The 26,392-nt window shown below is 67.9% G+C and carries 26 protein-coding genes; 13 read left to right on the forward strand and 13 right to left on the reverse strand.

Features of this window, described 5'->3' with window-relative positions; all coding sequences use genetic code 11:
• The first annotated feature begins 163 nt into the window (after positions 1-163).
• The 3 genes from TX79_RS05045 to TX79_RS05055 all read left to right on the forward strand — a co-directional run bounded on the left by TX79_RS05045 (position 164) and on the right by TX79_RS05055 (position 4,240).
• Positions 164-1,498: a D-aminoacyl-tRNA deacylase gene (locus tag TX79_RS05045; RefSeq protein WP_049926102.1), complete on the forward strand. Its 1,335-nt coding sequence runs from the start codon at positions 164-166 to the stop codon at positions 1,496-1,498.
• Positions 1,499-1,656: 158 nt separating this feature from the next.
• Positions 1,657-2,799, forward strand: coding sequence for a cell division protein FtsZ (ftsZ, locus tag TX79_RS05050; RefSeq protein WP_049926104.1), 1,143 nt, complete (start codon positions 1,657-1,659; stop codon positions 2,797-2,799).
• Positions 2,800-3,490: 691 nt separating this feature from the next.
• Positions 3,491-4,240: a pirin family protein gene (locus tag TX79_RS05055; RefSeq protein WP_049926106.1), complete on the forward strand. Its 750-nt coding sequence runs from the start codon at positions 3,491-3,493 to the stop codon at positions 4,238-4,240.
• Between the two features lie 35 nt (positions 4,241-4,275).
• Here the strand turns inward: TX79_RS05055 and TX79_RS05060 are convergent, their stop codons facing one another.
• Positions 4,276-4,611, reverse strand: coding sequence for a 2Fe-2S iron-sulfur cluster-binding protein (locus TX79_RS05060; protein ID WP_049926107.1), 336 nt, complete (start codon positions 4,609-4,611; stop codon positions 4,276-4,278).
• Positions 4,612-4,817: 206 nt separating this feature from the next.
• On the opposite strand from TX79_RS05060, the gene TX79_RS05065 reads away from it, so the two are divergent.
• Positions 4,818-6,224 carry a geranylgeranyl reductase family protein gene (locus tag TX79_RS05065; protein ID WP_049926109.1) on the forward strand — a complete coding sequence of 469 codons (1,407 nt, stop codon included), beginning with the start codon at positions 4,818-4,820 and terminating at the stop codon, positions 6,222-6,224.
• A 358-nt stretch (positions 6,225-6,582) separates the two neighbouring features.
• On the opposite strand, the gene TX79_RS05070 is transcribed toward TX79_RS05065, so the two are convergent.
• The 4 genes from TX79_RS05070 to TX79_RS05085 form a co-directional block, all read right to left on the reverse strand.
• The gene (locus TX79_RS05070) at positions 6,583-8,250 is read right to left on the reverse strand and encodes a M48 family metalloprotease (RefSeq protein ID WP_049926111.1); all 1,668 of its coding nucleotides are present in this window, start codon (positions 8,248-8,250) and stop codon (positions 6,583-6,585) included.
• A gap of 196 nt (positions 8,251-8,446) precedes the next feature.
• Positions 8,447-9,718 carry an amidohydrolase gene (locus TX79_RS05075; RefSeq protein WP_049926112.1) on the reverse strand — a complete coding sequence of 424 codons (1,272 nt, stop codon included), beginning with the start codon at positions 9,716-9,718 and terminating at the stop codon, positions 8,447-8,449.
• 108 nt (positions 9,719-9,826) lie between these two features.
• Positions 9,827-10,420: a DUF302 domain-containing protein gene (locus tag TX79_RS05080; RefSeq protein ID WP_049926113.1), complete on the reverse strand. Its 594-nt coding sequence runs from the start codon at positions 10,418-10,420 to the stop codon at positions 9,827-9,829.
• A 130-nt stretch (positions 10,421-10,550) separates the two neighbouring features.
• Complete coding sequence (locus TX79_RS05085; RefSeq protein ID WP_049926114.1) at positions 10,551-10,886, reverse strand: uS10/mL48 family ribosomal protein; 336 nt, start codon at positions 10,884-10,886, stop codon at positions 10,551-10,553.
• Between the two features lie 199 nt (positions 10,887-11,085).
• Here TX79_RS05085 and TX79_RS05090 point away from each other — a divergent pair, with 199 nt between their 5' ends.
• The 3 genes from TX79_RS05090 (at position 11,086) to TX79_RS05100 (ending at position 13,351) form a co-directional block, all read left to right on the forward strand.
• Positions 11,086-11,517: a bis(5'-nucleosyl)-tetraphosphatase gene (locus tag TX79_RS05090; protein WP_049926115.1), complete on the forward strand. Its 432-nt coding sequence runs from the start codon at positions 11,086-11,088 to the stop codon at positions 11,515-11,517.
• 136 nt (positions 11,518-11,653) lie between these two features.
• Positions 11,654-12,223: a dual specificity protein phosphatase family protein gene (locus TX79_RS05095; protein WP_230198543.1), complete on the forward strand. Its 570-nt coding sequence runs from the start codon at positions 11,654-11,656 to the stop codon at positions 12,221-12,223.
• A gap of 66 nt (positions 12,224-12,289) precedes the next feature.
• The gene (locus TX79_RS05100) at positions 12,290-13,351 is read left to right on the forward strand and encodes a DUF5787 family protein (protein WP_049926117.1); all 1,062 of its coding nucleotides are present in this window, start codon (positions 12,290-12,292) and stop codon (positions 13,349-13,351) included.
• A 57-nt stretch (positions 13,352-13,408) separates the two neighbouring features.
• Here the strand turns inward: TX79_RS05100 and TX79_RS05105 are convergent, their stop codons facing one another.
• The 3 genes from TX79_RS05105 to TX79_RS05115 all read right to left on the reverse strand — a co-directional run bounded on the left by TX79_RS05105 (position 13,409) and on the right by TX79_RS05115 (position 16,824).
• Complete coding sequence (locus tag TX79_RS05105; protein ID WP_049928284.1) at positions 13,409-14,665, reverse strand: aminoacyl--tRNA ligase-related protein; 1,257 nt, start codon at positions 14,663-14,665, stop codon at positions 13,409-13,411.
• A 268-nt stretch (positions 14,666-14,933) separates the two neighbouring features.
• Complete coding sequence (locus tag TX79_RS05110) at positions 14,934-15,437, reverse strand: DUF5797 family protein (protein WP_049926119.1); 504 nt, start codon at positions 15,435-15,437, stop codon at positions 14,934-14,936.
• Between the two features lie 58 nt (positions 15,438-15,495).
• Entirely contained in the window at positions 15,496-16,824 is a 1,329-nt protein-coding gene (locus TX79_RS05115; RefSeq protein ID WP_081655488.1) for an MFS transporter, read from the reverse strand.
• Positions 16,825-16,939: 115 nt separating this feature from the next.
• Here TX79_RS05115 and TX79_RS05120 point away from each other — a divergent pair, with 115 nt between their 5' ends.
• On the forward strand, positions 16,940-17,197 hold the full coding sequence (locus TX79_RS05120) for a DUF5789 family protein (RefSeq protein WP_049926121.1): 258 nt from the start codon (positions 16,940-16,942) through the stop codon (positions 17,195-17,197).
• 64 nt (positions 17,198-17,261) lie between these two features.
• A complete protein-coding gene (locus TX79_RS05125; protein WP_049926123.1) occupies positions 17,262-17,570 on the forward strand; it encodes a transcription factor S in 309 nt (102 codons plus the stop codon).
• A gap of 36 nt (positions 17,571-17,606) precedes the next feature.
• Here the strand turns inward: TX79_RS05125 and TX79_RS05130 are convergent, their stop codons facing one another.
• A complete protein-coding gene (locus tag TX79_RS05130; RefSeq protein WP_049926125.1) occupies positions 17,607-17,894 on the reverse strand; it encodes a GYD domain-containing protein in 288 nt (95 codons plus the stop codon).
• A 195-nt stretch (positions 17,895-18,089) separates the two neighbouring features.
• Between TX79_RS05130 and pyk the strand changes: the two genes are divergently transcribed.
• The 3 genes from pyk (at position 18,090) to TX79_RS05145 (ending at position 20,843) form a co-directional block, all read left to right on the forward strand.
• Positions 18,090-19,913, forward strand: a complete 1,824-nt coding sequence (pyk, locus tag TX79_RS05135; protein WP_049926127.1) for a pyruvate kinase — start codon at positions 18,090-18,092, stop codon at positions 19,911-19,913.
• An 85-nt stretch (positions 19,914-19,998) separates the two neighbouring features.
• Positions 19,999-20,289 (forward strand): transcriptional regulator, encoded by a 291-nt coding sequence (locus tag TX79_RS05140; protein ID WP_049926129.1) that lies wholly within the window; start codon positions 19,999-20,001, stop codon positions 20,287-20,289.
• A gap of 188 nt (positions 20,290-20,477) precedes the next feature.
• Positions 20,478-20,843 (forward strand): DUF7344 domain-containing protein, encoded by a 366-nt coding sequence (locus tag TX79_RS05145; protein WP_049926130.1) that lies wholly within the window; start codon positions 20,478-20,480, stop codon positions 20,841-20,843.
• Between the two features lie 150 nt (positions 20,844-20,993).
• On the opposite strand, the gene TX79_RS05150 is transcribed toward TX79_RS05145, so the two are convergent.
• Positions 20,994-21,437, reverse strand: a complete 444-nt coding sequence (locus TX79_RS05150) for a Rieske (2Fe-2S) protein (protein WP_049926132.1) — start codon at positions 21,435-21,437, stop codon at positions 20,994-20,996.
• 92 nt (positions 21,438-21,529) lie between these two features.
• Between TX79_RS05150 and TX79_RS05155 the strand changes: the two genes are divergently transcribed.
• Positions 21,530-22,624, forward strand: a complete 1,095-nt coding sequence (locus TX79_RS05155; RefSeq protein WP_049926133.1) for a saccharopine dehydrogenase family protein — start codon at positions 21,530-21,532, stop codon at positions 22,622-22,624.
• 24 nt (positions 22,625-22,648) lie between these two features.
• Here TX79_RS05155 and TX79_RS05160 read toward each other — a convergent pair whose 3' ends face one another.
• The 3 genes from TX79_RS05160 to TX79_RS05170 all read right to left on the reverse strand — a co-directional run bounded on the left by TX79_RS05160 (position 22,649) and on the right by TX79_RS05170 (position 26,334).
• Positions 22,649-23,962 (reverse strand): MATE family efflux transporter, encoded by a 1,314-nt coding sequence (locus TX79_RS05160; protein WP_049926135.1) that lies wholly within the window; start codon positions 23,960-23,962, stop codon positions 22,649-22,651.
• Positions 23,963-24,150: 188 nt separating this feature from the next.
• On the reverse strand, positions 24,151-25,179 hold the full coding sequence (locus tag TX79_RS05165; RefSeq protein ID WP_049926137.1) for an LLM class flavin-dependent oxidoreductase: 1,029 nt from the start codon (positions 25,177-25,179) through the stop codon (positions 24,151-24,153).
• Positions 25,180-25,452: 273 nt separating this feature from the next.
• A complete protein-coding gene (locus TX79_RS05170) occupies positions 25,453-26,334 on the reverse strand; it encodes an aminotransferase class IV (protein ID WP_049926138.1) in 882 nt (293 codons plus the stop codon).
• Positions 26,335-26,392: the final 58 nt, after the last annotated feature.

The raw sequence follows: 26,392 nt of genomic DNA on the forward strand, positions 1-26,392 counted from the left end.
TTACTCGCTACCACACTGAATCCAATAAAGCGTTGGCCCGTTCTCACCTAGCGGTCAGCACCCGCCAGCGAGTCGGGTGCCCATCCACCTCCCCCGGTTGTATCCGACCGGAGGGAACGGACGAAACCGGCGAGTTAACGGACACCGACGCACGAGGGCGAGTATGAGCGAGTTGGCCATCGTCGAGAGCCGGGCGGACCGCGCGTCGGTCCACATCTGCGATCACCTGCGGGACCTCCACCCCTGGGAGGAGCGCGAGGACGACGACCGCCCCGACGCCGCCGGCGGCGGCACCTACTACCGGGGCGAAGGAATCGAACTCCGCTCGTTCGACCAGCTCCACATCGAACTCGAGCGGCCCGTCGAGGCGTTCGACTGCGACCCCGACCTGCTCGTGTTCGCCTCCCGACACTCCGGCGACACGGGACCGCTCCTGACCGGCCACTTCACGGGGAACGTCGGTCCCGCCGAGTTCGGCGGCGCGGACCACGCCGTCGCGGCCGCCGCACCGAACGCCCTGGCGACCCTCCTCGAGGCGTTCGACGCGTACGCACCCGACGGCTACGACGTGGGCATGGAGTGTACCCACCACGGGCCGACCGACGTCGGCCGTCCGTCGCTGTTCGCGGAACTGGGCAGCGGTGACGAACAGTGGGACGACCCGGCCGGTGCTGAGGCCGTCGCCCGTGCCATCCTCGAGTTGCGCGACGTCGCCCCCCACCGCGAGCGGACCGTCGTCGGCGTCGGCGGCAACCACTACGCCCCGCGGTTCGAGCGCATCGTCCGCGAGACGCCGTGGGCGGTCGGCCACGTCGCTTCCGACTGGGCGCTCGAGGACCTGGGCCATCCCGACGCCCACGGCGAGGTGCTCGAGGGGCTCTTCGAGGCCAGCGGCACCGACCTCGCGGTCGTCGACGGCGAGTGGCCGGTCGTCGAGGAGACCCTCGCCGAGCGCGGCTACCGGGTCGTCAGCGAGACGTGGGTTCGGGAGGTCGGCGACCGACCGCTCGAGGTCGTCGAGACGGTCGAAGCCGAACTCGGGCGCATCGACGACGGCGTCCGCTTCGGCGACCGAACGGCGTCGTCGATCGCCGTCGAGAAACTACCAACTGAGTTGGTCGACATCGCGGAGGGGATCGACCCGGAACGGGTTCGGTCCGCGGTCGCGGCCAACAGCGTCGCGTTCGAGACCGACAACGGCGGCACCCGCGTCGGTTCGCGGGCCGCACTGCCAGCGGATTCGGCTGAAGCGCGCACCGATGCGATCGTCGAGACCCTCGCGACCGTACTCGAGGAGAAGTACGAGACGGTTGCAGTCGAAGCCGACCGCGTGGTCGCCGAGACGACCGCCTTCGATCCCGCCCTGGCCCGCGAAGCCGGTGTCCCGGAAGGGCCGGCGTTCGGCCGTCTCGCCGACGGCGAACCGGTCACCGTCGAGGGCGAGGAGATCGATCCCGAGGCGGTTCACGTCGATCGGACTGACGTATTCGAAATCTGACTGCTCGTACGACCGCCAATAATCAGCGATTACCTGCGTCCGTTATGGCGTCGTATAACGTCTACAATAGGACAGGTAACGACCACGTAATATGTCCGACGTTCGTCAGACGAACAGGGGAAAGGTAATTACGCTCCGCCCTATAGAAAGGGCCAAGAATGGACTCACTCATCGACGACGCCATCGACGAGGCCGAGGACGGGGAGCCGGTGGCCCCGGACGACGGCCAGGCGCCCGACGAGTCATCGAGTAGTCGCGATTCGGGGACGATGACCGACGAGGAGCTACAGGACGTTCTCGAGGACCTCCAGACCGACATCACGGTCGTCGGCTGCGGCGGTGCCGGCGGGAACACCATCAACCGCATGCACGAGGAGGGCATCCACGGTGCCAAACTCGTCGCCGCCAACACCGACGTCCAGCACCTCGTGGAGATCGACGCCGACACCAAGATCCTGATGGGCGAGGAGAAGACCGGCGGCCGCGGTGCCGGCTCCCTGCCCCAGGTGGGTGAAGAGGCCGCCCTCGAGAGCCAGAGCGACATCTACGAGGCCATCGAGGGCTCTGACATGGTGTTCGTCACCGCGGGACTGGGCGGCGGCACCGGCACCGGCTCCGCGCCCGTCGTCGCCAAGGCCGCCCGCGAGGCCGGCGCGCTGACGATCTCGATCGTCACGACGCCCTTCACGGCGGAGGGAGAGGTCCGCCGGACGAACGCCGAAGCGGGCCTCGAGCGCCTGCGCGACGTGAGCGACACCGTGATCGTCGTCCCGAACGACCGCCTGCTCGACTCCGTCGGCAAGCTGCCCGTCCGACAGGCGTTCAAGGTCAGCGACGAGGTGCTGATGCGCTCGGTCAAGGGCATCACGGAACTCATCACCAAGCCCGGTCTCGTCAACCTGGACTTCGCCGACGTCCGCACCGTCATGGAGCGGGGTGGCGTCGCCATGATCGGCCTCGGCGAGGCCGACTCCGAAGCGAAGGCCGAGGACTCGGTCAAGACCGCCCTCCGATCGCCGCTGTTGGACGTCGACATCTCCGGGGCCAACTCCGCGCTGGTCAACGTCACCGGCGGCAACGACATGTCCATCGAGGAGGCCGAGGGCGTCGTCGAGGAGATCTACGACCGGATCGACCCCGACGCCCGCATCATCTGGGGGACCTCGATCGACGAGACCCTCGAGGGCAGCATGCGGACGATGATCGTCGTCACCGGCGTCGAGTCGCCCCAGATCTACGGCCGCCCCGAGGGCGAGGCCGTCCAGCCCGAGATGGGCGACGACATCGACTTCGTCGACTAGTACGGCCAGTTGTCCCGGACGTTGTCGGTGGATGGTTCGTACTCTCTTTGCTACGAGCGCTCGATGAGCGGTCAGTATACGGTGAGAGACTGGCTGGGTGTTAGCCATCTATCGATGGCAGGCCACCGATTGCGCCGTATCTGAAATCGAGTAGCACCAACGCCCCGAAAGCCCCCGGCGTGCTCGAGTCGGGAGGCTCGCTGCGCGCCTCACTTCGCTCGGTGCTTGCACCGCCTGCCTTCCTCGAGCACGCCGGCCCCTTTCAGTCCCGCCCAGAGCCTCACCCTCCCCAACCGACTCGTTCGCTCCCGGTGGTCGCTCACTCGTCCCTCGCGTCTCGCCGAACCGTCCTCGCTGTGCTCACGGCTCGCTTCGCTCACCGTTCGCTTTCCGAGGACGGTTCGCCAGCGCGCCATGGGTCGACAACGCGTCTCTGCACACTCACTCACAAAGTCGGCTGATACGGGGACGGGCAGGCCGCCTCTTGACGAACTGAAGGGCGAGGCGTGTTTGATCGGGCCGACGCATGGAGCCAGGTATCCTCAGCAACTCGAGGCGTTAACGTGTGCCGGGGACAGAGATCCGCTGTCTGATCAGTCACCAACGGATCACTCGAGAACAGACACCACCATCCACAGCGACCGCCATCCACAGACGGGACCCTTTTCCGCTCGCATCGCCGACCACCGGTATGGCCACAGACGACCCGAACCCGACGCCGGAGGGCCCGATTCCCGGCGGGCGGGTTCGCCACGGCACGGGCGTCGACGCGACGCGAGCGTTCCCGACGAACGCCTATCCCGACCACCTCGATCCCTTCGTCCTCTTCGAGCGCTTCTACATCGATCCCGACGCGGGGTTCCCGATGCATCCCCACCGCGGATTCGAGATCGTCACCTACATGCTCGAGGGCGGGATGGACCACGAGGACTCGCTGGGCGTCTCGAACACGGCGAGGGCCGGCGACGCGATGCACATCACGACCGGGGAGGGGATCCGCCACTCGGAGTTTCCCGCCGACGGCGCGGCCTGTAGCGGCCTCCAGCTGTGGGTCAACCTTCCCCGGAGCGAGAAAGACGCCGACCCGGACTACGCGGACGCGGCCGCCGCCGAGTTACCGACCGCCGAATACGAGGGGGCAACCGTCACGACCGTCGTCGGCGAGGGATCGCCGCTCGAGACCCACACGCCGCTGACGTATCGCGACGTCGAACTGACCGACGGGTGGACCTGGACGATCCCCGACGGGTGGACGGGGTTCTGTTTCGGCGTCTCGGGATCGGGTACCGTCGACGGCCGGGAGTTCGAGACCGGCGACGTGCGTGCGGTTTCGGACGCCGCGTCTGTCGACCTTCGAACGGACGATGAGTTGCGCGTCGTCGCCGTCGCCGGTCGGCCCCACGGCGACCCGATCGAGCAACGCGGCCCGGTCGTCTTCTAACCTCGCGACGCCGACTCCAGTAGCGTATAGAACAGTTAGTCGTCGGCCGCAGCACCGGTCGCGGAATCGCCACCCTCGAGGTCGGCCTCGATGCTGGGCGGGTACTTCCCGCGCTCGAGTTTCAGATCCGACTGGGGACGGGCCATACAGGTCAGCGCGTAGTTTTCGGCCTCCTCCTCGGTCAGCCCGCGAGCGGCGGGCTGGGTGACCTCGCCCTCGACGATCTCCGCGGAACAGGCCAGACACATCCCGACCCGACAGGAGTATTCCTGGGCGATGCCCTCCTCGAGACAGCGGCTGAGGATCGTCTCCTTCTCCGAGCAGGTGATCGTCTCGCCCGTCCCGACGAATTCGATAGTGTACTCCGCCATACGCGTCGGTACGGCCGACCCCGTCAAAATTCTTTATTACGGATTTGTCGCCGCTGGGACGACGAAACCCCTGTGCCGTGAACGTGTTCGGACGTTCTTGCTGGCATCGACCCCACTCGAGCGCCGGAAGACGGCGAAATGTGGCGGTTCGACGGCGACACAACGACTATAAAACGTTTTCTTGCCTGGGTGTCCATACTGTTGGTATGAGTACGCAGGAAGGGTCGGCCGCCGACGCGACGCCGCGGTCTCACTCCCCGGACGTCGTCGTCGTCGGTGCCGGGACCGCGGGCTGTTACGCCGCCGCGACGATCGCTCACGAGGGGTACGACGTCGTCGTCGTCGAGCGCAAGTCCGAGGAGAACGCCGGACACATCGCCTGTGGCGACGCGCTCAAAGGTGCGGACGCGTTCCCGGACTCGATCCCGAAGTCCCAGATCGAACCCGCCTTCACGAACACCGGCGTCGACCACGGCCGCTTCGAGATCCCGCAGGAGGACACCGTCCTCGAGATCCCGATCCCGGGCGAACTGGCCGTCATCGACCGCTGGGACTACGGCCAGCGACTGATCGAGGGAGCGATCGAGGCCGGCGTCGAGATCCACTACGATACGGTGGTCCAGACGGTTCGCCAGAACGACGACGGCCGCGTGACGGGCGTCGAGGCGACGTCTCAGGGCGAGCCAGTCAGCTACGACGCCGAGTTCGTCGTCGACGCCGCCGGCGCGCTCTCGATCCTGCAGGACGAGGTCGATTTCTCCGAGTCGACGTTCGACACCAACGTCAACTACACGCACTTCTGTTCGGCGTACCGCGAGATCGTTCACGTCGAGGAACCGGTCGAGTGGCACGACGCGCTCGTCTTCAAACCCACCGATCGGGCCGCGGGCTACCTCTGGTACTTCCCGCGGACCGAGACGGAGATCAACGCCGGCCTCGGCTTCCAGATGACCGAGGAGCCGATGACGTTGGTCGACGACCTGAAACGGGACCTCCGGAACCGCGCCGAGTTCCAGGGTGCGGAAGTCGATAACAAACTCGGTGCCGCCCTTCCCACGCGCCGTCCGTACGACTCGGCGGTCCACCCCGGCTACGTCGCCGTCGGCGACGCCGCCGGCCACGTCAACCCCACCACCGGCGGCGGCATCGCCGGCGCGGCCTACGCCGGCAAGTACGCGGCCGAGGCCATCGTCGACGGCCTCGAGAGCGGCGAGTACGGCGAAGCGGCCCTCTGGGAGTACAACGAGCGCGTGATGGACCACTTCGGGGCTCGCTACGCCGCGCTGGACGTCTACAACGTCCTCGCGACGGCCGCCGACGTCGACGAGCTGATGGGGTTGCTCGCCACGCTCCCCGGCGAGAGCCTCGCCGAAGCGCTCTACTCGGGCAGCACCAGCATCGGCCCGAAACTCGCCCTCGAGTGTCTCGTCAAGAGCCGCGGTCACTGGGGCACCATCTGGAACCTCTTCCAGACCAAACGCCGGGCGGACGAACTGCTCGAGCACTACGAGCACTATCCCGACCACCCCGACGCGCTCGCACACTGGCAATCGCGTCGCGACGCCCTGATGGAGGACGTCTACGAGACGACCGGTGCCGATCCGAAGTACTAGAAACGAACTTTTTCTCTGCGTGCGGTCGCTTCGCGACCGCACTCGGACAAATCTCGAGAGAGCGCATAGCGCTCTCGCGGACCTCGCGGGAGCTTTGCTCCCGCTTAGCTTCGATGAAAAGCACTCCTCCTTCCCCGCCAGCCGCGCGTCGCGCGGCTTCTCGGCCAGTCGTCGGCCCGCGCTCCCTGTCGTTCGAAAGGCGCGAAGCGTCTTTCGTGATGACGAGAGAGCAAAGCTCTCTCGAACCACGGTCGCTCGCGGTGACTACGCTGGCTACAGCCTGCCCTCCCCCGAGTCGCGGGCTTCTCACGGTGCTCGAAGCCCGCTCCCGGCCAGCGGGGTTCGTGGAACGGCGAAATTACGCTCGAGCGCGCAGCCGCTCGATCCGCGTTTCGGTCGCCGGGTGGGTCCCGAACACCGTTCGGGAGACGAACCGTTTCGTCCGGTCGAAAAACCGGTGCTCCTCCCACGGCGGCGGGACGATGGAAAACGCCGTCGCGAGGTCGCCGGTCCGAAGATCGGTCCGCGGTCGGCGCTCGAGGTCGTCGTCGAGGGTCTCGAGGGCGGCCGCCAGGGCCGCCGCGTCGCCGGTGATCGCGACGGCACCGTCGTCGGCGGCGTACTCACGCCCGCGGGCGACGAAGGCGACGTACCAGCGACTGACCCCGCGGACGAGCCTCGCGATCGGTTCGACGACCGGATTGAAGCCGTACCGACCCCGCGAGAGCGCGGCGACGGCACCGGGCACCGACAGCGCGGTCAACACCGCCGCGTCACGGTTTTTGACGTGGGCGAGTTCGTGGGCCAGGACGGCCTCGAGTTCACGACCGTCGAGCGTCTCGACGAGGCCCCGCGAGACGACGACGGTGGACGACGACGGGCGGTAGCCCACCGTAAGCGCCGTCGGGGTTGCCCGATCGAGGACGCGGACCTCGGGGGCGGGGACGTCGGCCTGTCCCGCCAGCCGCGTGATCGTCGCCTCGAGCGAGGCGCGTGTTTCGGGATCGAGCGGGCCGTCACCGTCGGCGGCGTCCTCGAGCGATTCGAGGTCGAAGCGCGTCTCGAGGTCGCGGACGACCGCGCTGTCGCCGGCGAACTCGTCGCGGACGGCACCGCCGACGTGACGGCCGACGAGAGCGACGCTCGAGGCGGCGGCGAAGCCGAGCGCGAGCGCGTCGCTCGAGACGATCGTCGTCGCCCAGCCAGCGGCGAGCGCGACCGCGAGCACCGTGATCGCCGGAAGGAGCAACGGCGGGCCGGGGGTCCCCTCGAGGCGTGTGAGGTGTCGTCGGGTTTCGTCGGTAATCCCGTAGACGGCGTCGGGGTCTACCGGTTCGGTCTCCTCGGCCGCGGCGGCGCGTCGCTCGACGTACTCGCGCACGCGGTCGACGTGGCCGGGAGCGACGGCCGAACCGACGAGGAGCCAGACCAGCGCGGCCGGCACGAGGGCCGCGAAACCGGGCCACACCGCGCCCGCGAGGTAGGCGACGACGAAGATGCCCAGGACGAGCCAGTCGCCACCCGACGTCCGTTCGGCGGGCACGTCGTCGTTGCGCGAGCGGAGCCACTGGTAGGCCGTCCAGACGTACGCGACCGTCAGGAGATAGCCGAGTCCGAGGAGGACGAGCAACGCGAACACGGGTGTCGGCAACACCGACCGCAGGGGAGCGACGGCAACCACCGCGACGAGCACCGACGAGAGCAGGAGGGCGTACGAGCCCAGTTGGACGGCCCCTTGCGCGAGCGCGCCGGCGGGTGCCGAACGGTCTCGAGCCTCCCGCAGGGTTCGCAACGACAGTTCGACGGCGATCAGGGAGACGGCCGTTACCGTGACGATTACGCCCGCGGCGACGGGCGTGGAGACGAGCGGCTCGAGCGCCTCGATACCGTACGACAGCGCGCCGAAGACCGGCAGTCCGACCAGCAGCAGGGCGGCGACGACGACCACCGCCGACAGGGCCAGACAGCAAACGCCCGCGACGGCCAACCGCAGCCAGAGGGGAAGTCGCGTTCGACTCGGGGCCATGGTTTGATCACCTCCGCGTCGAGCCCGCGTTGGGCGTTCCGTAGGTTACGGGGCAGGACGCATCGATCGTTCGAACGTTGGGTCCGAACGCAAATAAATGTTGGTTTAAGAACAGGATTCGGACACGGACGCGAACCGGGACTCAAGCACGAGGCGCGGTCAGTGATACGGTAGCGAAGTCGTGGTCGAGCCGGCGTCAGGGACGCTCGAGGGCGATCCGCTCGATCGCACCCGCGAGGACGTCCACGCCGTGACCGATGCTCGGTTCGTCCACGTCGAACGTGGACGTGTGGTGGCCGCCGGGGTGGTCGGTACCGACGCCGACGTAGGCGGCCTGGCCGCCGTCGTCCTGGACCGCCTTCATCAGGTAGGTCGCGTCCTCGCTACCGCCGAGTTCGTCGCGCTCGAGGACCGAGTCGATACCGTCGGTTGCACCTGCGACGTCGGCGACGATCGAGACGAGGTCCTCGTCGCTGGTCGCGCTCGGGGCCTCGGCACCCGTCTCGAAGGAGACCTCGCAGTCGTGCATCTCCGCCGCGTTGCGGATGACGCGTTTGGCGTTCGAGCGCATGTACTCCATCAGTTCGGTGGTCTCGCCCCGTATCTCGGCGACGATCCGTGCGTACTCGGGGATGATGTTCGCCGCGCTGCCGCCCTCGACGACGCCCGCGTTGATCCGCGTCGCGCCGTCGTCGTGGCGGGGGATAGCATAGAGGTTCTGGACGGCGGTCGCCATCGCCTGGACGGCGTTTCGCCCCTGTTCGGGGTGGCCGCCGGCGTGGGCCGGTTCGCCCGTGAACTCGGCCTCGAGGTGGGCCACCGCGAGGAAGCCGTCGATGCCGGCGACGATCTCGCCGGTCGGATGATCGAGGCCGATGTGGGTCGCGAGCAGGTAGTCGACGTCCTCGACGTGTTCGCTTTTGGCCATCGACTTCCCGCCGCCGATGACCTCCTCGGCCGGCTGGAAGAACACCTTGAACGTGCCCGAGAAATCGCTCTCGGCGATCCGCTCGAGGACGCCGATCCCGATCGTCGCGTGGGCGTCGTGGCCGCAAGCGTGCATCGCGCCGGTCTCCGAGCGGAACCCCTCGGCGGCGGGGACGTGATCGGGATCGTCGCTCTCTTCGCGGGGGAGGCCGTCGATGTCGACGCGCAGGCCGACCGTCGGCCCCTCGCCCTTCTCGAGGACGGCGACCGCACCAGTGTAGCCGCCCTCGAGACGCTCGAGGATCGCCTCGTCCGTGCCGTTCTCGCGGGCGCGCTCGTACCAGGCCTCGAGTTCCCCGTCCTCGGGGACCGCGAGGCGATGGTCGGGGGCAATCGCGTCCGGTCCAACGTGGAGTTCGTCGCAGTCGACGCGTGACTCGAGTTCCTCGACGATGCGTGCGGTGGTGTAAAACTCCCGCCAGGCGGGTTCGGGTCGTCGGTGAAGCTCCCGTCGCAACGAAACCAGGTCGTCGGCTGTCATATCCGTATCTTGTCGGGGAGCGTAAAAAGTGCTGTAGCTCCGGACGCGTGGGCAGCCCGCACGCGTTCGGGGGAAATCGAAGATCCGCGGGACCTCGCTCTCGCTCGATTACCCGTCAGCGCCCGCTCCCCCCGACGCCACGGCGGCCGCGAGGTCGGCAAGCGCCTCCTCGACACCCGTGAGTTGCTCGTCGACGCCCTCGAGGTCGTGGCGGGCGGCGAGGTGATCGGGATCGTTGTACGTGACGTAGCCGTCGCCGTCGGCCGCCCAGACGAGCAGCTTCTGGGGCAGATCGATGGCGGTCGATCGACTCGCCTGCATCAGCGGCGTTCCGACCGCCGGGTTCCCGAACAGGAACAGCATCGTCGGCGGAAGGTCCTCGTCGACCGTCGTAGCGTTCGCCGCGTGATCGACCGTCGCAACGAGCGTCAAGCCGCGTTCCTCGAGCGCCGGCCCGACCCTGGAGACAGTCGTCTCGAAATCGGCGTCGCTCTCGAGGGTCACGAGGCCCGAATCCGAGTGGGTCGACGGCCGTTCGGCGTCGTCGTGATCGGTTTCAGCCTGGGTTTCATCACGTTCGTAGCCGTCTCGATCGCGGTCGTCGGCCGCGGCCGTCGACGACGTGCCGACACCGAGCGCCGCTCCGGCACCGAGCAGCTGGACGAACCGTCGTCGTGCAGTCGCGTCTGGATCCGATGGCATACGCCCGAGCACCGCTCCCGGCGTCCGTAACGGTGGGGAATCGATCGGGCCGATAACGTATCGTTTGGCCGTGAAACGATAGAAAGGGAGAGGAAACCGAGCGTCGTGTGTCGATAGCCCGCGTAGACTATCAGTTCCCGCGACCCGCGCCGTGGATCTGTTCGACCTCGGCCTCGACGTGGACGGAGTCGGGGAACTCGCGGGCGGCGATCCGGCGGGCGAGGTCGTCGTGGCCGTGGATCTCGAGTTCGCGGGTGAAGACGGTGTACTCCCAGGAGCTAAACCGGCGGTCGTCGTCTGCGTGAAGCCGACAGCGCTGGGGCACCGTGAGCTTCTCCGGGGGGTGGGTGTGTGGCCCCTTCAGCGCGGCCCCCTTCCGTTCCGCGGTCGATTTGATGTCCTCGACGATGCCGTCGAGCGCGGCGCGATCGCCGCTCTGGAGCGTGAGACGGGTGACGAAGGTCATGGCTGCGTTGTCACACCGTCCACGGTCGGCGCGTAAAAACCTGCTGAGATCGACCCCGATCACGAGGGCACCCCCCGAACGGACGAGTCGATGCCCAGCGCGGCCGGACGGCCCCGAGCGGACGAGTCGGGTGTCCAACCGCCATACACGTCGCGAGCAGTCCGATATTCTCTTAACGACGTATCTATTAGTTCAGGTAATGGCAGTCGAAGCTACGAGCGCAGGCGCGATCCTCTTCCGCGATACGCGGGGCCGGCGCGAGTATCTTCTACTCAAGAGCCGCCCGGGTGACTGGGAGTTTCCGAAGGGCGGCGTCGAAGGGGACGAAGAGCTACAACAGACGGCGATCCGAGAAGTACAGGAAGAGGCCGGTATCGAAGATTTCCGGCTCATCGACGGCTTTCGCGAGGACTACGACTACGTCTTCGAGGCGAACGGCAAGACGATCCACAAGACCGTCCACCTCTTCATCGCGAAGTCCTACGAGGCCAGCGCGGAACTCTCGAACGAGCATCGCGACCTGCAGTGGCGCGATTACGAACAGGCCGTAAACACCGTCACCCAGGACGGTCCACGCGAGATTCTCGAGCAGGCCCACGAGTTCCTCGACGAGCGCGAGGAGGAGATGTAGGCCGTCGGTCGACCTCGATCTCGAATCGGTCGCTCTCACGACCACCGACGGCCTCGGCCACCCGACGGAGTCGAAAGATCGAATCGGAGGCGGCGGCTCCGGTACAGTTACTACCAGTTACAGGTTCGTCATAACAGTGACTCGGAACGAGCCCGAAATCGGAGCAGAGATCGGAACCGGAACCGGCTCCGGATCGTCCGCCGCGGACGCGCTCGAGGACGACACGCCGCTCGTCCGCCCCAAGGGCTACGTGGCCGACGAGCCGATCATCCGCCGGATCGGCGATCGGGAACTGTTTCTCGGGAACGAGCACGCCGCCGATCCGACTCGCCACGACCGAGCGTTCGAATTCGTCGTGTCGGTCAGTAGCGAGTCACAGCCGCTTACAACCCATCATCGACCGCTTACGGATGGTCCCGGAACCGAGTGGAGCGCCTTCGAAACCGCGGTCGACACCGCCCGGCAGTGCTATCGCCGGAACGGGGCGACGCTGATTCACTGCGCGGCCGGTATCTCGCGAAGCAGTACGCTCGTTGCGACGACGATCGCCGCCGAAGAGGGGGTGTCGTTCCGCGAAGCGCTCGAGCACGTTCACGACGCGCGCCCGCTCGCGTTCCCGAACCCCGCTCTTCACGAACTCGCCGTGGTGTATCTCGCCGCGACCGCCGATACCGATCGGCCGATCCGACGGTCGAACCGCGACTGAGCACGCCGAACTGACGCCAGTCGACCGAGCAGCCTTTCGTCTCCCGGTTCCAAACACGAGGAAGACGTGGCCGCACACACCGCCGAGTCCGAGTTCGCCTTCGAACTGCGAACCTGTCGGTGGGCCGAACGGACCTGGCCCCCCGACGGCGACGACGCTCCCATCCCGATCGTCGCCCGCCAGCTCGGCACGAAGCGCCGCCGCTGGGACACTATCGTCCTCGAGTGCGATCCCGACGCCCTCGAGCAACGCGCGAACTTCGGCCCGGAACGGCTCGACGGCGACCTGCTGCACGTCGTCCGGAACGCGCCCGCGGAGTGGGCCTACTACCGCGACGCGCTGCCGTATCCCGGCTACCCGTGGCGGTACGTCCGGGAGGCGATCCACCGGGCCGACGACCGGGGGATCCTCGAAACGCGCAAGAACGGCAATCGCATCGAGATCCGCCGCAAGTGGGCCTACCCCGACTGGGTCGACCGGATCGTCGCTATCGAGAACAAGCCCGATTTGGACGCCAGCGCCGCCCGCGTCCTGGCCGACCAGCTCGAGTACGACGTCGGGATGGCGCTGGCCGACGAGGTCTGGGTCGCGACGGAAGCGACCGGCGATCGAATCGAACCCGTCCTCCTCGAGGACCTGCCGGTCGAGGCGGGCGTCCTCGCGCTCGAGCCCGAGACGCTCGCCGCGACCGTCGAGTGGTTCCCCCGGTCGCTGGCCGTCGACGACCCGGGAACGCGCATCCTCGAGCGAGCGAGCGGCGACGGTCGGGACGCGTCGGCGGCCCGCTTCGAGTACGTCGATCCCGAGGAGAAGGCCCGAACCCGTCTCGAGATCGCCGAACGGGCTTACGAACGCGGCTGGCGCTCGTTCCTCGACACGATGCGCCCCGACTGTCGCCACTTCGAGGCGCGGGCCGCGGACGGACTGCAGGCGCTGCCGTACTGTCGCGCCAAGGGACGGTGCCAGACGGCCGCGGAGTGTGCCGGCTCCTGTCCGTCGTTCGAACCGGAGCCCCCCGCCTGGCGGTCGCGAGAGTGGCCCATCGAGGGCGGCCCCGGGAAGACGATCCGACGTGTACTCGAGGGCCGGCGTCGGCGGCGGCGACCCGGACAGGACGCGAATCGATAACGGATCGAAAGACGAGTACCACGGTAGGACGCTGGAGGTCGATCCCGCACGAGACAGTTACCCGACGATACCAGCCACCTCCTCGAAGCGTACGGTCCGAGTCTCGCCGTCGCGGCTCTCGAGTTCGACGGCTCCGGTCTTGCGGTATCGGTTCCCGAGAACCACCTTCCAGGGAACGCCGAGCAGGTCGCTCTCGGCGAATCGCTCGCCGATCGTTCGATCGGGGTCGTCGAACAGAAGCGTATCGGTTCCGAGTTCCTCGTACAGTCGATCGGCAATCGTCTGCAAGTCGCCGTCGTACTCGAGGGGAACGATGGAGACGTCGAAGGGTGCGAGAGAGCCGACGTCCGCCCCAGCGTCGGGCCAGCGACAGCCGTTCTCGTCGCCGTGTTGCTCGACGAGGACGTGGAGAAGCCGGTCGATACCGATCCCGTAGCTTCCCATCACCACGTCGCGTTCGCCGCCGTCGACCGTGTCGATCGTCAGCCCCATGGGCTCGGCGTAGCGCGTCCCGAGTTCGAAGACGTGGCCGATCTCGATCCCGTCGCCGGCCTCGAGTCGACTGCCGCAGTTGGGACAGGCGTCGCCGGCCGACAGATCGTTCCGGGGTGACTCGTCGGTGACGCCGAACCGGCAGTCCCTCGCGGGACAGCTGCGAAGCGACACCGTTCCCTCGTCGGCGAGCGCGACGAACTCCTCGGACCTCGAGCCGCCCATGACGCTGTTGTCGGCCAGCACGATGGCGAACTCGAGGTCGAGCGCGTCGAAGATCCGGACGTAGGCCTCGCGAACTCGTTCATACCACCTCGAGAGGGAATCCTGGCTCGCGTGCAAACTGTAGGCGTCTTTCATCGTGAACTCCTTCGTCCGAACGAGACCGTTTCGCGCGTGGTCGTCGCGGTACTTCGACTCGACCTGGTACAGCAGAAGGGGAAGGTCGTCGTAGGAACGGACGACGCCGTCGACGAGGTGTGCGACGCCCTCCTCGTGGGAGGGGGCCAGACAGAGCCGTTTCCCGTCGCGGTTCTCGAGGGTGAACATCTCGCCCTCGAAACTCTCCCAGCGACCGCTCCGTCGCCAGATGCCGCTGTCGTTCAGCGAGGGGAGGCTGATTCGCTGGCCACCGATGGCGTCCATCTCCCGTTCGACGACCGATATTACGTTCTCTCGGACGCGGTAGCCCGTGGGCGTAAAGCCGTATCGTCCACTGGCGAACTGTCGGACCAAGCCAGCCCGTAACGTCCGGGCGACGGTCTCGTTCTCGTGACCGTCAGCCTCCCGGCTCGTGAACAGGAGCGTCTCGCTACGCCGCATCGCGATCACCCCCGGTGTGAGCGGTGTCCCAGCGAGTCGCTCGCTCGAGTCCGTCGAAACTGAATCGATCGAAGGAATCACAGCCGTCGCTACGACGCTTTGTGACCAGTCGTTCGTCTACGTGAGTAGAACCAGCGGTGTCGCTACGACCGTCGCGGAACCCAGCCGTGGGCCGCGCCGGACCCACGGTTGCTGAGTCGTGCAGTTCGAGACATACAACTGTCGTGTTGGAACGCGGATATAAATAGATTCGGATTGGCGGTGAGGGTCAGTCCGCTTCCTCGACCTCGATCTCGTTGCGTTCGACGGCCAATCGGAACGTTGGGACGGTGCGGTACTCGACCTCGACGACGTCCTTTCGGCGGAGGCTCTGCAGGCCCGAGCGGACGTCCTCGGCCTCGGGATCGACGTCGAAGGCGTCCCGGAGTTTGTGTAACACCGAGACGACGCTCTCGGATTCCTCGTCGGGACCGGCCAGTACCTCGACGATCTGGACCTGCAGTCGGGGGACGCGAATCCGGGACGGAGCGCCTTCGTCGTCGGGATCGCTCTCGATCCCCGGTTCGACGTCGACGAGGTCGGCGGCTTCGTCGGTCGCGCGGATCAGGCTGTTGTCGTCCCGGTAGTAGTAGTCGCCCAGTTCGTTCTCGAGGTACTGGTGAACCTCGCTGCCGCTGTCCATGCCCCACCGTTCCTGGAGTTCGGCGTTCTTCGTCGGCTGTAGCTCCACCACGTCCCCCAACCGTTCTCTGGCCTCCTCCGAAAGCGTCATCGTCGATACGTATGGGGATCCGGTACTTTTGCGTTGCGTCCCCGCGGGGCGGCGCGGCTCAATCGCCGCCCACGAGCGGCACCGGGAGCGAGGCGGTTCGCTCGAGCGTCTCCTCGATCTGCGTGTAGACCAACAGCGCGCCGGCGGCGGCGAGGACGGTCCCGAAGATGAAGGGCACCGCGAAGCCGTAGCCGACCAGCCCACCCGAAAGCAGCGGACCGAGGGCGATGCCGAAGCCGAAGGCCATCGTGAGGATCGAGAGCTTCGATCCCGACTCACCCTCGCCCGCGAGGTCGCCTGCCAGTGCGAGCGACGGTGCGAAGACCATCGCGCCGGCGATGCCCTGCACGAGGCGGGCGAGGAACATCGTCTCCGAGGTGGTGACGAACCCCTGGGCGAGCGTCGACGGGATCAACAGCACCATCCCGAAGAGGATGAACGGCCGCCGGCCGTAGCGATCACAGGCCCGTCCGACCGGCGTCTGCAGCAGGACCTGGGCGATCACGAACGCCGCGAACTGGAGACCGAACCAGGTCTCGCCCTGCGAGAGGCGCTCGTTGACCTGGGGCTGGATGGTCGCGAGCAAGGCGATCGAGGCGGCCATGAACAGCGACGCGACCCCGAGCGTGAAGATCGGATCGAGCAGGTGCCGTCCCGTCGGATCCCGGATCGAGATCGAGAGATCGGCCCCCGCGTTGGCCTTCGTCGACTCGGGGTCGGTGATCAACACCGTCACGAGCAGGTAGCTGATCGCCGCGGCGACCGCCGCGACGTAGAAGGCGGCGTCGAAGCCGGTGATCGTGATCCCACCGGGGAGCGAGAACGGCCCGAGGGTGACGACCGTCCCCGCGGCGATCGGACCCGCACCGAAGCCGAGCAGCCGGAACGTGTTGTAGACGCCCATGTTCCCGCCGCGGTCCCCGGTCGTCGCGAGTTCGTTCACGAGCGCGACCGACGCCGGGACGATGAACGAGACGCTGATGCCCTGCAGGCCGCGAACGACCAGCAGCGACGCGTAGGAGTCCGCGAGCAGGTAGGCGAGGTTCGTCACCGTCAGCCCGCCGAGTCCGATCAGCAGAAACGGTTTTCGTCGGCCGTAGCGGTCCGAAAGCCGGCCGGTGAACGGCTGGAAGCTGCTGTTGAGAAAGCCGTACAGCGAGAGGATGATCCCGATGACCATCGACTCCGCGAGACCGAACGTCGCTCCGCCGACGGCGGGGCTCGCGACGTACAGCGGGATCACGATGACGAGAAACGAGTTCCCGATGCCGTCGGCCATCCGGGCGAACGCCAGCGCCAGCACCCGACGGTCGACGACGAACTGCGCGACGATCCCCCTCGCGAGGGTCGCCACCATCGCGACGAATCGATCCACCAGCCGTCGCATCGAGCGTAGGTCCGTCCTCCCGACCGATTATAGTTTCGAATCGAAATGTCCGGTCGCGGGAGTGTCACGCTCGAGTGCGCGGAGTTACAAGCGCCTGGCAGTCGTCGGCCCCGATATGGCCCGCGAGTTCAAACTCAACGAACTGGACGCGGCGTTGGCCGACCTCGAGTATCCCGTCACCCCCGACGAGGCGGCCGCCGAGTTCGACGACGCGACCCTGTTGCTCGCCGACGGAGAACGCAACCTCGGCTCGCTCCTCGAGCGTAGCGACGCCGAGCGATTCGAGTCGGTCGACGATGTCGAGTCCGAACTCCAGAACCTCCTGCCGCGGGAAGCCGTCGGGGAGCCGTACCAGTCGGAAGGCGAAGGGTGAGCGACCGCCGGGTACAGCCCAAACGGGTCGCTTAAGTCGCTCGGCCAACGTATCCCGGACAACGATGGAATTCTGCGACGAATGCGGCTCGATGATGAAAGCCGACGACGGCCTCTGGAAGTGCGGTAGCTGCGGCTACACGGAGCCGAAGGGCGACGCCGACGAGTACGTCGTCACGGACAGCCAGGAAGCCAGCGAGATCATCGAATCCTCCGAGGAGACCTCCCTGCCCGAGACCGACGCCCACTGTCCCGAGTGTGGCAACGACCGGGCCTACTGGTACATGCAACAGATCCGCTCGGCCGACGAGTCCGAGACGCGCTTTTTCATCTGTACCGAGTGCGAGCACAAGTGGCGCGAGGACGACAACTGACGCGCCACGAGGTCGATCTCCTCGCTCGAGCCCGACTCAGATCTCGTCGACGACGTTCGAGAAGTCGTCGGTGTCGACGATCCGCATCGTCTGGGCCTCGAGCCCGTGCCGGCGAAGCGTCAGCGCACACTTGAAGCCGGCCTCGTTGTCCTCGGCCTCGAAGATCGCGAGGAAGTCGTGTGGACCCATGACGGCGTAGGAGTGCTCGAGCGAGGCGTTGTGCTGCTCGAACTCGGTTCGGATCTCGCCCCAGATGGAGGCCATCTCCTGGGCGTTCTGGACGTCCCGATCGTCCAACTCGATGAGCGAGGCGTAGGTCGGCATACCCGGGCGAACGATAGGACCGGGGAAAACGGTTGCCGTGGCAGTCGACGGCCGAATTCCCGCTACCGTGACCCTCGCGGGCCGTCTCCGGCGTCGGTACCGTCTCCGAGAGCGACGGTCACCTCCTCCGCGAAGTCGAACTCGGATCCGAGTAACTCACGCACCTTTTTGGGGACGGTCGCGGTATCTCGAGCCATGCGAAACGCGAAGATCGTCTGTACGCTGGGGCCGGCCTCGAACGACCGGCCGACGATCCGTGACCTCGCCGACGCCGGGATGTCCGTGGCCCGGTTGAACGCGAGCCACGGGAGCCGCGAGGGGCGCGCCGAGTTGATCGATCGGGTCCGGGCCGTCGACGAGGCCCGCGACGACCCCGTGGCCGTCATGCTGGACATGCAGGGGCCGGAGATCCGAACCGCGCCGCTACCCGACGGGGAGACCGTGACCCTCGAGACGGGGTCGGAGATCCGGTTCGTCGAGGGCGACGAGGTCTCACCCGACACCGTCGGTCTCTCGTTGCCGATCGAGGCCGTCGAACCGGGTGATCGGATCCTGCTCGACGATGGCCTGATCGAGACGACCGTGCTCGAGCGCGAGGATGGACGTTCCTCGGAGTCTTCGAGCGGTGAGGAGCCGCGAGAGCGCGACGAGAACGCTGTGCGGGCCCGCGTCGACACCGGCGGCGAACTGGCGGGTCGCAAGGGCGTCAACGTCCCTGGCGTCGACCTCGACCTCGAGATCGTGACCGAGGAGGACCGCAAGGACCTCGAACTGGCCGCCGAGAAGGAGGTCGACTTCGTCGCGGCGAGTTTCGTCCGGGACGCCGAGGACGTCTACGAGGTCAACGAGGTACTCGAGGAGCAGGGTGCGGAGATTCCGATCGTCGCGAAGATCGAACGCGCCGGCGCAGTCGAGAACCTCGAGGAGATCATCGAGGCCGCCGACGGGATCATGGTCGCCCGTGGCGACCTGGGCGTCGAGTGTCCGATGGAGGAGGTACCGATGATCCAGAAGCGGATCATCCGCGAGTGCCGCGAGGCGGGCCTGCCCGTCATCACGGCCACGGAGATGCTCGACTCGATGGTCGAGGCCCGGCGGCCGACCCGCGCGGAGGCTTCCGACGTCGCGAACGCCGTCCTCGACGGTACCGACGCCGTCATGTTGTCGGCCGAGACCGCCGTCGGCGACCACCCCGTCGACGTGGTCGACGCGATGGACAGCATCATCCGCGAGGTCGAGCGCTCGGGCGAGTACGCCGAACTGCTCGAGCAGCGAGTCCCCCCGGCGGGCGAAGCGCGGACGGACGCGCTGGCCCGCTCGGCGCGGTTTCTCGCCCGCGACATCGACGCCGACGCGGTCGTGGCCGCGACCGAGTCCGGCTACACCGCGTTGAAGACCGCGAAGTACCGTCCCGGCGTGCCGGTCGTCGCCTCGACGCCGAGCCACGAGGTGCGACGGCGACTCGCGCTCTCGTGGGGCGTGACGCCCCTCTATGCGGAAGTGTCGGATCAGGGGGCCGACGCCGTCGTCGAGCGGGCCGTCCAGGCCGCCCTCGAGGCCGGCGTCGCCGAGAGCGGCGACACCGTGGTCGTCCTCTGTGGGATGATGACCGAACTCGAGGGGGCAAACACCACGAACATGCTGAAGGTCCACGTCGCCGCCGAGGCACTGACCACCGGTCGGGTGGTCGTCGAAGGGCGCGCGACCGGGCCGCTGTACCGCGTCGAAGACGGCGACCTCTCCGAAGTTCCGGGGGGAGCGATCCTCGCGCTCCCCGCCGAGTTCGAAGGCGAGTTCGCGGGCGACGTCTCCCGGATCGGCGGGATCGTCTACGGCCGCCGGGGGATGACGGGTTATCCCGCCCTCGTCGCCCGCGAGATGGGGATCCCGATGATCAGCGGCGCGGACGTCGACGCCGCCGCCGACGGGACCACCGTCACGATCGACGCCGAACGCGGCGTCCTCTACGAGGGGGAGATCGGCGACGACTCCGATCGAACGGCCGGCCGAGGGCGCTGAACCTCCCGTCGGCGGTTCGGTCCCGTGCAACCGAACGCCGAACGGGAACCCACAGTATAAGAGCGACAGTGCCGTTTCCCTCCCCATGCGCGAGGCCGACGAAACGATCCGGCAGCGACTCGCGAACGCCCTCCGGGAGCGTGCGGCGACGCCGAGCGAACTCGCGACTCACCTCGACGTGACGCCCCACGCGGTCGTCTCCCACGTCGAACACGTCGCTCGCTCGCTCGAGGATACGGACGAGCAACTGCTGGTCGCGCCGCCGACCTGTCGCGACTGTGGCTTCGACGGCTTCGACGAACCGGCGAACCTCCCGTCGCGCTGTCCCGAGTGCAAGAGCGAGTCGATCGAGGAGCCGACGTTCACGATCGAGTGACCGCCGGATCGCCACGTCCGACGTTCAAGGGTGTGTGACGATCACGATCGACAGACGGCATCGGTGAGATCCGACACCCATATTTACCGGGCCGGCGAGGGATCGACACGAACCTTCGAGCGCGACACCCCGAACCGGTCCCATCGGATCGCGGCCACGTCAGCGCGACTCGAAGGGCGAGCCCACCCATGAGTCCAACGTCTCACACCGAGTTCGATGCCGCCGAGTTCGTTTCGGCGATCCTCGACTGGCTCGATAGCCGCGAGGACTCCCCCGAATCGGTCGACGAGACGCTCGAACTCCTCGCCAACAGCCGCCGGCGGCGCTTCCTCGAGGTGATGCGAACCTACGACGAACAGCTCACCTTGCCCGACGCCGCCGAGGAGGTCGCCGTCCGGGAAGCCGGCCAGTCCGTGCGGGACCTCTCTGCCGAACGCGTCAGGGACGTCTACATCTCGCTGTATCACGACCACCTACCACGGCTGGTGGACGCCGGCCTGCTCGAGTACGATCAGGAACGCGATCTGGTCGCGCCCCGATCGATCTCCCGGTGAGCGATCCGACGGTGCCACTGACGCCGTGCGAACCTCCGATCCGATACCTGCGGTTGGAAACTCACGGTGAGTTCGAACGAAGGACGTCGAACTGAAGCGTCCTGCTCTCGTGGACGCGAGGAACTAACCGGCCCGTTCTGGCCGGGAGCTTCAAAATTCGACGTTCGAGGACGAAGTGAGATCGGTCTCGTCGTCCTCGATGGGGCCGTCGCCGAGGTAGTCGTAGTCGTCGTCGGTGAGGTAGACGTCGCCGTCCTCGACCGTCACGTCGACCGCGGGCAGCGTCGCGCCCTCGCAGGGGCCGAACGTGCACAGGCCCGAGTCGACCTCGAAGTACGCGCCGTGGTTCTCGCAGACGATCTCGCCGTTTCGCATCGCCGCGCCCGAGCCCTTGTCCAGGTTGATGTGCGTGAAGTGCTGGCAGTAGTTGAGCCAGCAGGCGACGGCCGGCGCATCGTCACCGTCGCCGTCACCGTCCTCGCCGCGAACCAGAATCGCTTCCTTTTCGTCGCCGTCGGCGTTCTCGACGCGGAAGAGGTACGACGACTCCGCTGGTACCGCAGAGAGCGCGGTGATCCGTCGATTCCCGTCCATCGGGACCGGGTTTTCAGTCGGTCGTAGTGAACGTTTCGGAGCAGCCGTCCGTCTGACGAAGTTTTACTTCCCCGTAGCCGACAGGGAGGGGTATGGATTCCCTCCTCGTCTACGGCGCTTACGGCTACACCGGCCGGTTGATCGCCCGCGAAGCCGTCGCTCGAGGAGGATCGCCGATCGCCGCCGGACGGGACGCCCGTCGGGTGGCCGACCAGGCCGAGAGCCTCGACGTGGAGGGACGCGTCTTCGACCTCGAATCGGACGACGTCGCCGCCCACCTCGCGGACGTCGACGCCGTGGTGAACTGCGCGGGGCCGTTCACGGAGACCGCCGAGCCGATGCTCGAGGCCTGTCTCGCGAGCGGAACGAACTACCTCGACATCACGGGCGAGTTCACGGTGTTCGACCGGCTCAGCCGGCGCGACCAGCAGGCGGCCGCAGCCGACGTGACGGTCCTGCCGGGCGTCGGCTTCGAGGTCGTTCCCTCCGACTGTCTGGCCGCGTTCCTCGCGTCGCAACTCCCGGCAGCCGACGAACTCGCGCTCGCGGTCCGGGCGAGTCCGACGGTCTCCCACGGCACTGCGCGAACGATCCTCGACCTTGCCGGCACCGGCGTCGTCCGTCGCAACGGCCGACTACTCCAGGTGCCGACGGCGTACCAGCACCGTGAGATCGACTTCGGCGACGGGCCGACGCCCGCGGTCACGGCCCCGTGGGGCGACGTCGTCACCGCCGCCCACAGCACGGGTATCGAGACCATCGAGGTGTACGTCGGCCTCCCGCCGGCCGCCCGTCCGGCCCTGCCGCTGGCCGGTCCGCTCGCCTGGATGGCCGATCGCGGTCCCGTCGCAGCACTGCTCGAGCGCGCGCTCGAGGCCGTCGACGGCCCCGACGAGCGGCAACTGGCGACCGGCGAGGCGGTCGTCTGGGGCGAGGCCACGGACTCCGCGACCGGCCGAACGGTCCGCGCTCGGGTGCGGACGCCGAACCCGTACGCCCTGACCGCCGAGACCGCCGTCACGGCGGCCGAACGCGTCCTGGCGGGTGACGTCGATGCGGGCTTCCAGACGCCGGCGACGGCCTTCGGTTCCGAGTTCGTCCTCGAGTGTGCCGGAACCGAACGCGAACGGCTCGTCGCGCCGCCGGACCCGGAGGCCGTCGACCGCTCGCTCGAGGCGGACGACTGATTCCGGCTCCGACGATCGATCGGCTCAATCCTCGCTCGGCGTACTCCCGCGTTCGTCCATCATCGTCTGTGTTCGCTCGACCCAGTCGCCCCGGTAGAAGCCGACGGCGACGTAGATCGTCGCCCAGACGTAGTAGACGACGATAGAGGCGTAGACGGCTGGAACGCCGTACCCCAGGCCGATCCCGGCGACGGCCGAGACGCCGAGCATCCCGACGAGCATGCCGCTGACGCGGGCGATAAACGGCGTCGTCGTGTCGCTGCCGGCCGTGAGCGCCCCCGATAGGACGATGTACAGCGCGGTGACCGGGGCGGCCACCGCGTACGCGCGGGCGAAGCCGCTCGCGTAGGACAGCGTCTCCGGATCGTCGGTGAAGAAGGCGACCAGGGGGTCCGCGGACACGAACAGTACTGCGCCGAGCGAGCCGATGGTCCCGACCGCGAGCGCGGCGGCGGCCCAGCCGTTGTACCGCGCGCCGGCCGGGTCGCCGTCCCCGAGCATCTGGCCGACGACGATGCTCGTCCCGGTCCGGTAGCCGCGGGAGAGCGGCCCGGTGAGTTGCTGGTAGACGCGACGACCGACCTGGTAGGCGGCGTTGACCTCGGTCCCGAAGTACAGCAGGATGGAGTTGAAGGGGAACTCGATGGCGGTCGTCACCAGCCCCTCCGCGATCCGCGGGGCGCTGATCGCCAGCAGTTGTTTCGTGATCGTCCACTGGTACGGCCGGGTGAACCCCGCAGGCGTCCAGGGGCTGTAGATAGCCGCGACGAGCGCGAGCGCGGAGAAGACGTTACCGAAGGCGGTGGCGATACCGACGCCGACGATGGCGAGCGCGGGAAACGGTCCGAGGCCGAGGCCGAGGACGACGGTGCCGACGATGTTCAGCGCGTTCGAGACGCCGTTAACGTACATCGGCGTCCGGGTGTCGCCGGCCCCCTGGATCGACCGCGCGGCGACCAGCGCGACGTGGCGCGCCGGCGTCGTCGCGAAGATGATCGCCAGGTAGAGCCCGCCCATCCTGGCGGTCTCGGGTTCCGCACCCAGAACGCCGATCGCCCACTCGCCGAGCAGGTAGCCGAACAACATGAACGGGATCCCGGAGACTGCACCGATCAGGACCGCCTGCGTGATCGCCTCGTCGCGGTTGGCCGTCGCGCCGCTGCCCGTATCTTGGCTCGAGAGCGCGATGACGCCGCTGCCAAGGCCCAGCCCGATCCGCAGGGGCAGGCGCGCGTAGAGGTCCGCCAGGCCGACGGCCGTGATCGCCGCGGGCGAGAACAGGCCGGTGACGACGATGTCGGTCGTCCGCATCAGCGTCCGCAGGAACTGCTCGACCATCACCGGCCACGAGAGATCGAACACTCGCCGCCAGACGTCGACCAGCCGTCCTCGGGCCTCGAGACGCACGCTACGCACTCGCGTTGTGTCGGGCTTGAAACTGTTGAAGCCGGCATTCGGGACGCCGGGTGCTGACCCGCGGCGACACGGAAGAGGACGACCGGCGAGAAACCGGCTCCGCCGCGTTCTCAGGCCGACTCGAGGCCGACGCCCTCGGCGAGCAGTTCGTGGGAACGAAGCGCTGTCTCGTGGTCGGCGACGGCGTGCTGGATCATGACCTCGTCGACCCCGACGCGGTCAGCGAGTTGCTCGAGCAGGCTGGCCAGCGTCTCCGGGCTCCCGGAGATGGCCCGCGGCCACTCGTCGGCCGGCAGCGGGTCCGGCGTCGGCTCCGGAACGCCGCCCAGTTCGTCGATGGCTTCCTCGATGGACGGTCGCGTGCCGGCCTCGCCACGCTGGAGCCGCTGGAACGACGCCTCGGCGACCGCACGCTGGCGCGCCGCCTCCTCGTCGGTCTCCGCGCAGACGGCGTTGACCGCGACCATCCCCTCCGGTTCGTCGATTCCGCCGGGCAGCGACGACGGCCGGAACTCCTCGCGGTAGGTCTCGAACGACCGCTCGGCGAGGGTCGGACGGATGAACGCGGCGAAACAGTACCGGAGGCCGAGGTTCGCCGCGATGGCCGCGCTCGAGGGGCTCGATCCCAGCACCCAGGGGACCGGCGGCTCGGCGGCCGAACGGGGGATCTCGAGGTCGCTGTAGGCGTGGCCCCCGGGGAAGTCGTCGTAGAGGTGGCTGACGACGGCTTCGATCTTGGCCTCGTGGTTCTCGTCGGGGTTCTCGACGCGGCGCTCGGTGCCGAGCGCGTGGTCGGCGGCTGGCGAGCCGTTCGCGCGCCCGAGTCCGGCGTCGATGCGCCCCGGCGCGAGCGCGTCCAGCGCGCCGAAGGCCTCGGCGACCTTGAACGGGCTGTAGTGGTTGAGCAGAACGGCCCCGGAGCCGAGGCGGATCGAGTCGGTCTCGGCGGCGAGGTGGCCGAGCAACACCTCGGGCGTCGTCCCCGCGATGGTGTCGGCCATCCCGTGGTGTTCGGCCACCCAGAACCGCTCGAACCCGAGTCGTTCGGCCTGTCTGGCGGCTTCGACCGTGTTCGCGTAGGCCTCGGTCGCGGTGCCGTCCTCGGGCACCGGCGAGAGGTCGACGGCGGAGAGTTTCATACCGGTCGTCGGGACCTGTCGAGGATAACGGTTCGGATCGCGGAACGTATCTGAGCCGGCCACACGCCAAGGCGCGCGCTGTCGACTGGCCGAGCAACAGCGAGGCCAGTCGATGAAGGCGCGCGAGGGATGAGTGAGGGAACGACGTGACCGAACGAATCGGCTGGGGAGGGCGTGGCAACTCCTCGTGTCCACGATAGCAGGACGCTGCTCCGTATTCCCATTTTCACCGCGCCGCATTTTCACCGCGCATATCACGCGAGCACCGACCGGCTACTCGTAACAGCACGCCTCGACGCGCTCGTCGTACCGCCGGGCGAGATCGTCGGTGATCGGTCCGCCGCCGATCGGCTCGCCGTCGAGGCGGTTGATCGGCCGCAGTTCCCAGGTCCGGTTCGTCAGGAACGCCTCGTCGGCCGCACAGACCTCCTCAAGGGCGTATCGGCCCTCGCGGGTCGGGAGTCCGGCTTCCTCGGCGAGTTCGAGGGCGATCTCGCGCGTGATCCCCGGCAGGACTGGCCCCTCCGTCGAGGGCGTGTGGAGAACGCCGTCGCGAACGAAGAAGAGGTTGCTCACCGCCCCCTCGGCGACGAATCCCTCGAGGTCGCGGACGAGCGCCTCGTCGGCGTCGGGATCGGCGTCCGCGAGCTCCGTCCGCGCGAGGATCCCCCAGAGGTAGTTGTGGGTCTTCGCGCCCGCGGGGACCGCGGCGTCGGGGACGCGCCGGCGCTCGACCGCGTGGACGGTTGCAGGGTCGTCCCAGACCCGCTCGCCCTCGAGACCACCCCGGGGAAGCGGCTTCACGTAGATCACCACCGTCGGATCGACCTCCGGTTGGGGCGTCAGCGTCCCGGGCTGGACGCCCCGAGTGATCGACAGTCGGACGTAGGCGTCCGCGAGGTCGTTCGCCGCGAGCGTCTCGTCGATGCGGTCGCGAAGAGCCGCGTACTCGAGGCCGTGCTCGAGCGAGAGCGCCTCGCAGGTCCGCTCGAGGCGTGCGCGGTGGCGGTCCCAGGCGAAGATCGTGCCGCCGTAGGCGCGCATGGTCTCGAAGGCGGCGTCGCCGTACCGGAAGCCGCGATCGTCGACGCTGACGGTCGCCTCGCTCGCCGGCACGAGGTCGCCGTCGACGTGGTACAGGCGGTCGTCTGTCATGGCGTGCGATCCCCATCGCGTTCGTTCCGTCGTCGCGCTCGGAGCACTATGAACCCAC

This window comes from Halopiger goleimassiliensis (genome assembly GCF_000455345.1).
Lineage (GTDB): Archaea > Halobacteriota > Halobacteria > Halobacteriales > Natrialbaceae > Halopiger_A > Halopiger_A goleimassiliensis.

Excerpts from the sequence above, each read along its gene's own strand:
- TX79_RS05045 (WP_049926102.1), top strand. The coding sequence starts at position 164 with ATGAGCGAGTTGGCCATCGTCGAGAGCCGGGCGGACCGCGCGTCGGTC.
- ftsZ (WP_049926104.1), top strand. The coding sequence starts at position 1,657 with ATGGACTCACTCATCGACGACGCCATCGACGAGGCCGAGGACGGGGAG.
- TX79_RS05055 (WP_049926106.1), top strand. The coding sequence starts at position 3,491 with ATGGCCACAGACGACCCGAACCCGACGCCGGAGGGCCCGATTCCCGGC.
- TX79_RS05060 (WP_049926107.1), bottom strand. The coding sequence starts at position 4,611 with ATGGCGGAGTACACTATCGAATTCGTCGGGACGGGCGAGACGATCACC.
- TX79_RS05065 (WP_049926109.1), top strand. The coding sequence starts at position 4,818 with ATGAGTACGCAGGAAGGGTCGGCCGCCGACGCGACGCCGCGGTCTCAC.
- TX79_RS05070 (WP_049926111.1), bottom strand. The coding sequence starts at position 8,250 with ATGGCCCCGAGTCGAACGCGACTTCCCCTCTGGCTGCGGTTGGCCGTC.
- TX79_RS05075 (WP_049926112.1), bottom strand. The coding sequence starts at position 9,718 with ATGACAGCCGACGACCTGGTTTCGTTGCGACGGGAGCTTCACCGACGA.
- TX79_RS05080 (WP_049926113.1), bottom strand. The coding sequence starts at position 10,420 with ATGCCATCGGATCCAGACGCGACTGCACGACGACGGTTCGTCCAGCTG.
- TX79_RS05085 (WP_049926114.1), bottom strand. The coding sequence starts at position 10,886 with ATGACCTTCGTCACCCGTCTCACGCTCCAGAGCGGCGATCGCGCCGCG.
- TX79_RS05090 (WP_049926115.1), top strand. The coding sequence starts at position 11,086 with ATGGCAGTCGAAGCTACGAGCGCAGGCGCGATCCTCTTCCGCGATACG.
- TX79_RS05105 (WP_049928284.1), bottom strand. The coding sequence starts at position 14,665 with ATGCGGCGTAGCGAGACGCTCCTGTTCACGAGCCGGGAGGCTGACGGT.
- TX79_RS05110 (WP_049926119.1), bottom strand. The coding sequence starts at position 15,437 with ATGACGCTTTCGGAGGAGGCCAGAGAACGGTTGGGGGACGTGGTGGAG.
- TX79_RS05115 (WP_081655488.1), bottom strand. The coding sequence starts at position 16,824 with ATGCGACGGCTGGTGGATCGATTCGTCGCGATGGTGGCGACCCTCGCG.
- TX79_RS05120 (WP_049926121.1), top strand. The coding sequence starts at position 16,940 with ATGGCCCGCGAGTTCAAACTCAACGAACTGGACGCGGCGTTGGCCGAC.
- TX79_RS05125 (WP_049926123.1), top strand. The coding sequence starts at position 17,262 with ATGGAATTCTGCGACGAATGCGGCTCGATGATGAAAGCCGACGACGGC.
- TX79_RS05130 (WP_049926125.1), bottom strand. The coding sequence starts at position 17,894 with ATGCCGACCTACGCCTCGCTCATCGAGTTGGACGATCGGGACGTCCAG.
- pyk (WP_049926127.1), top strand. The coding sequence starts at position 18,090 with ATGCGAAACGCGAAGATCGTCTGTACGCTGGGGCCGGCCTCGAACGAC.
- TX79_RS05140 (WP_049926129.1), top strand. The coding sequence starts at position 19,999 with ATGCGCGAGGCCGACGAAACGATCCGGCAGCGACTCGCGAACGCCCTC.
- TX79_RS05145 (WP_049926130.1), top strand. The coding sequence starts at position 20,478 with ATGAGTCCAACGTCTCACACCGAGTTCGATGCCGCCGAGTTCGTTTCG.
- TX79_RS05150 (WP_049926132.1), bottom strand. The coding sequence starts at position 21,437 with ATGGACGGGAATCGACGGATCACCGCGCTCTCTGCGGTACCAGCGGAG.
- TX79_RS05155 (WP_049926133.1), top strand. The coding sequence starts at position 21,530 with ATGGATTCCCTCCTCGTCTACGGCGCTTACGGCTACACCGGCCGGTTG.
- TX79_RS05160 (WP_049926135.1), bottom strand. The coding sequence starts at position 23,962 with ATGGTCGAGCAGTTCCTGCGGACGCTGATGCGGACGACCGACATCGTC.
- TX79_RS05165 (WP_049926137.1), bottom strand. The coding sequence starts at position 25,179 with ATGAAACTCTCCGCCGTCGACCTCTCGCCGGTGCCCGAGGACGGCACC.
- TX79_RS05170 (WP_049926138.1), bottom strand. The coding sequence starts at position 26,334 with ATGACAGACGACCGCCTGTACCACGTCGACGGCGACCTCGTGCCGGCG.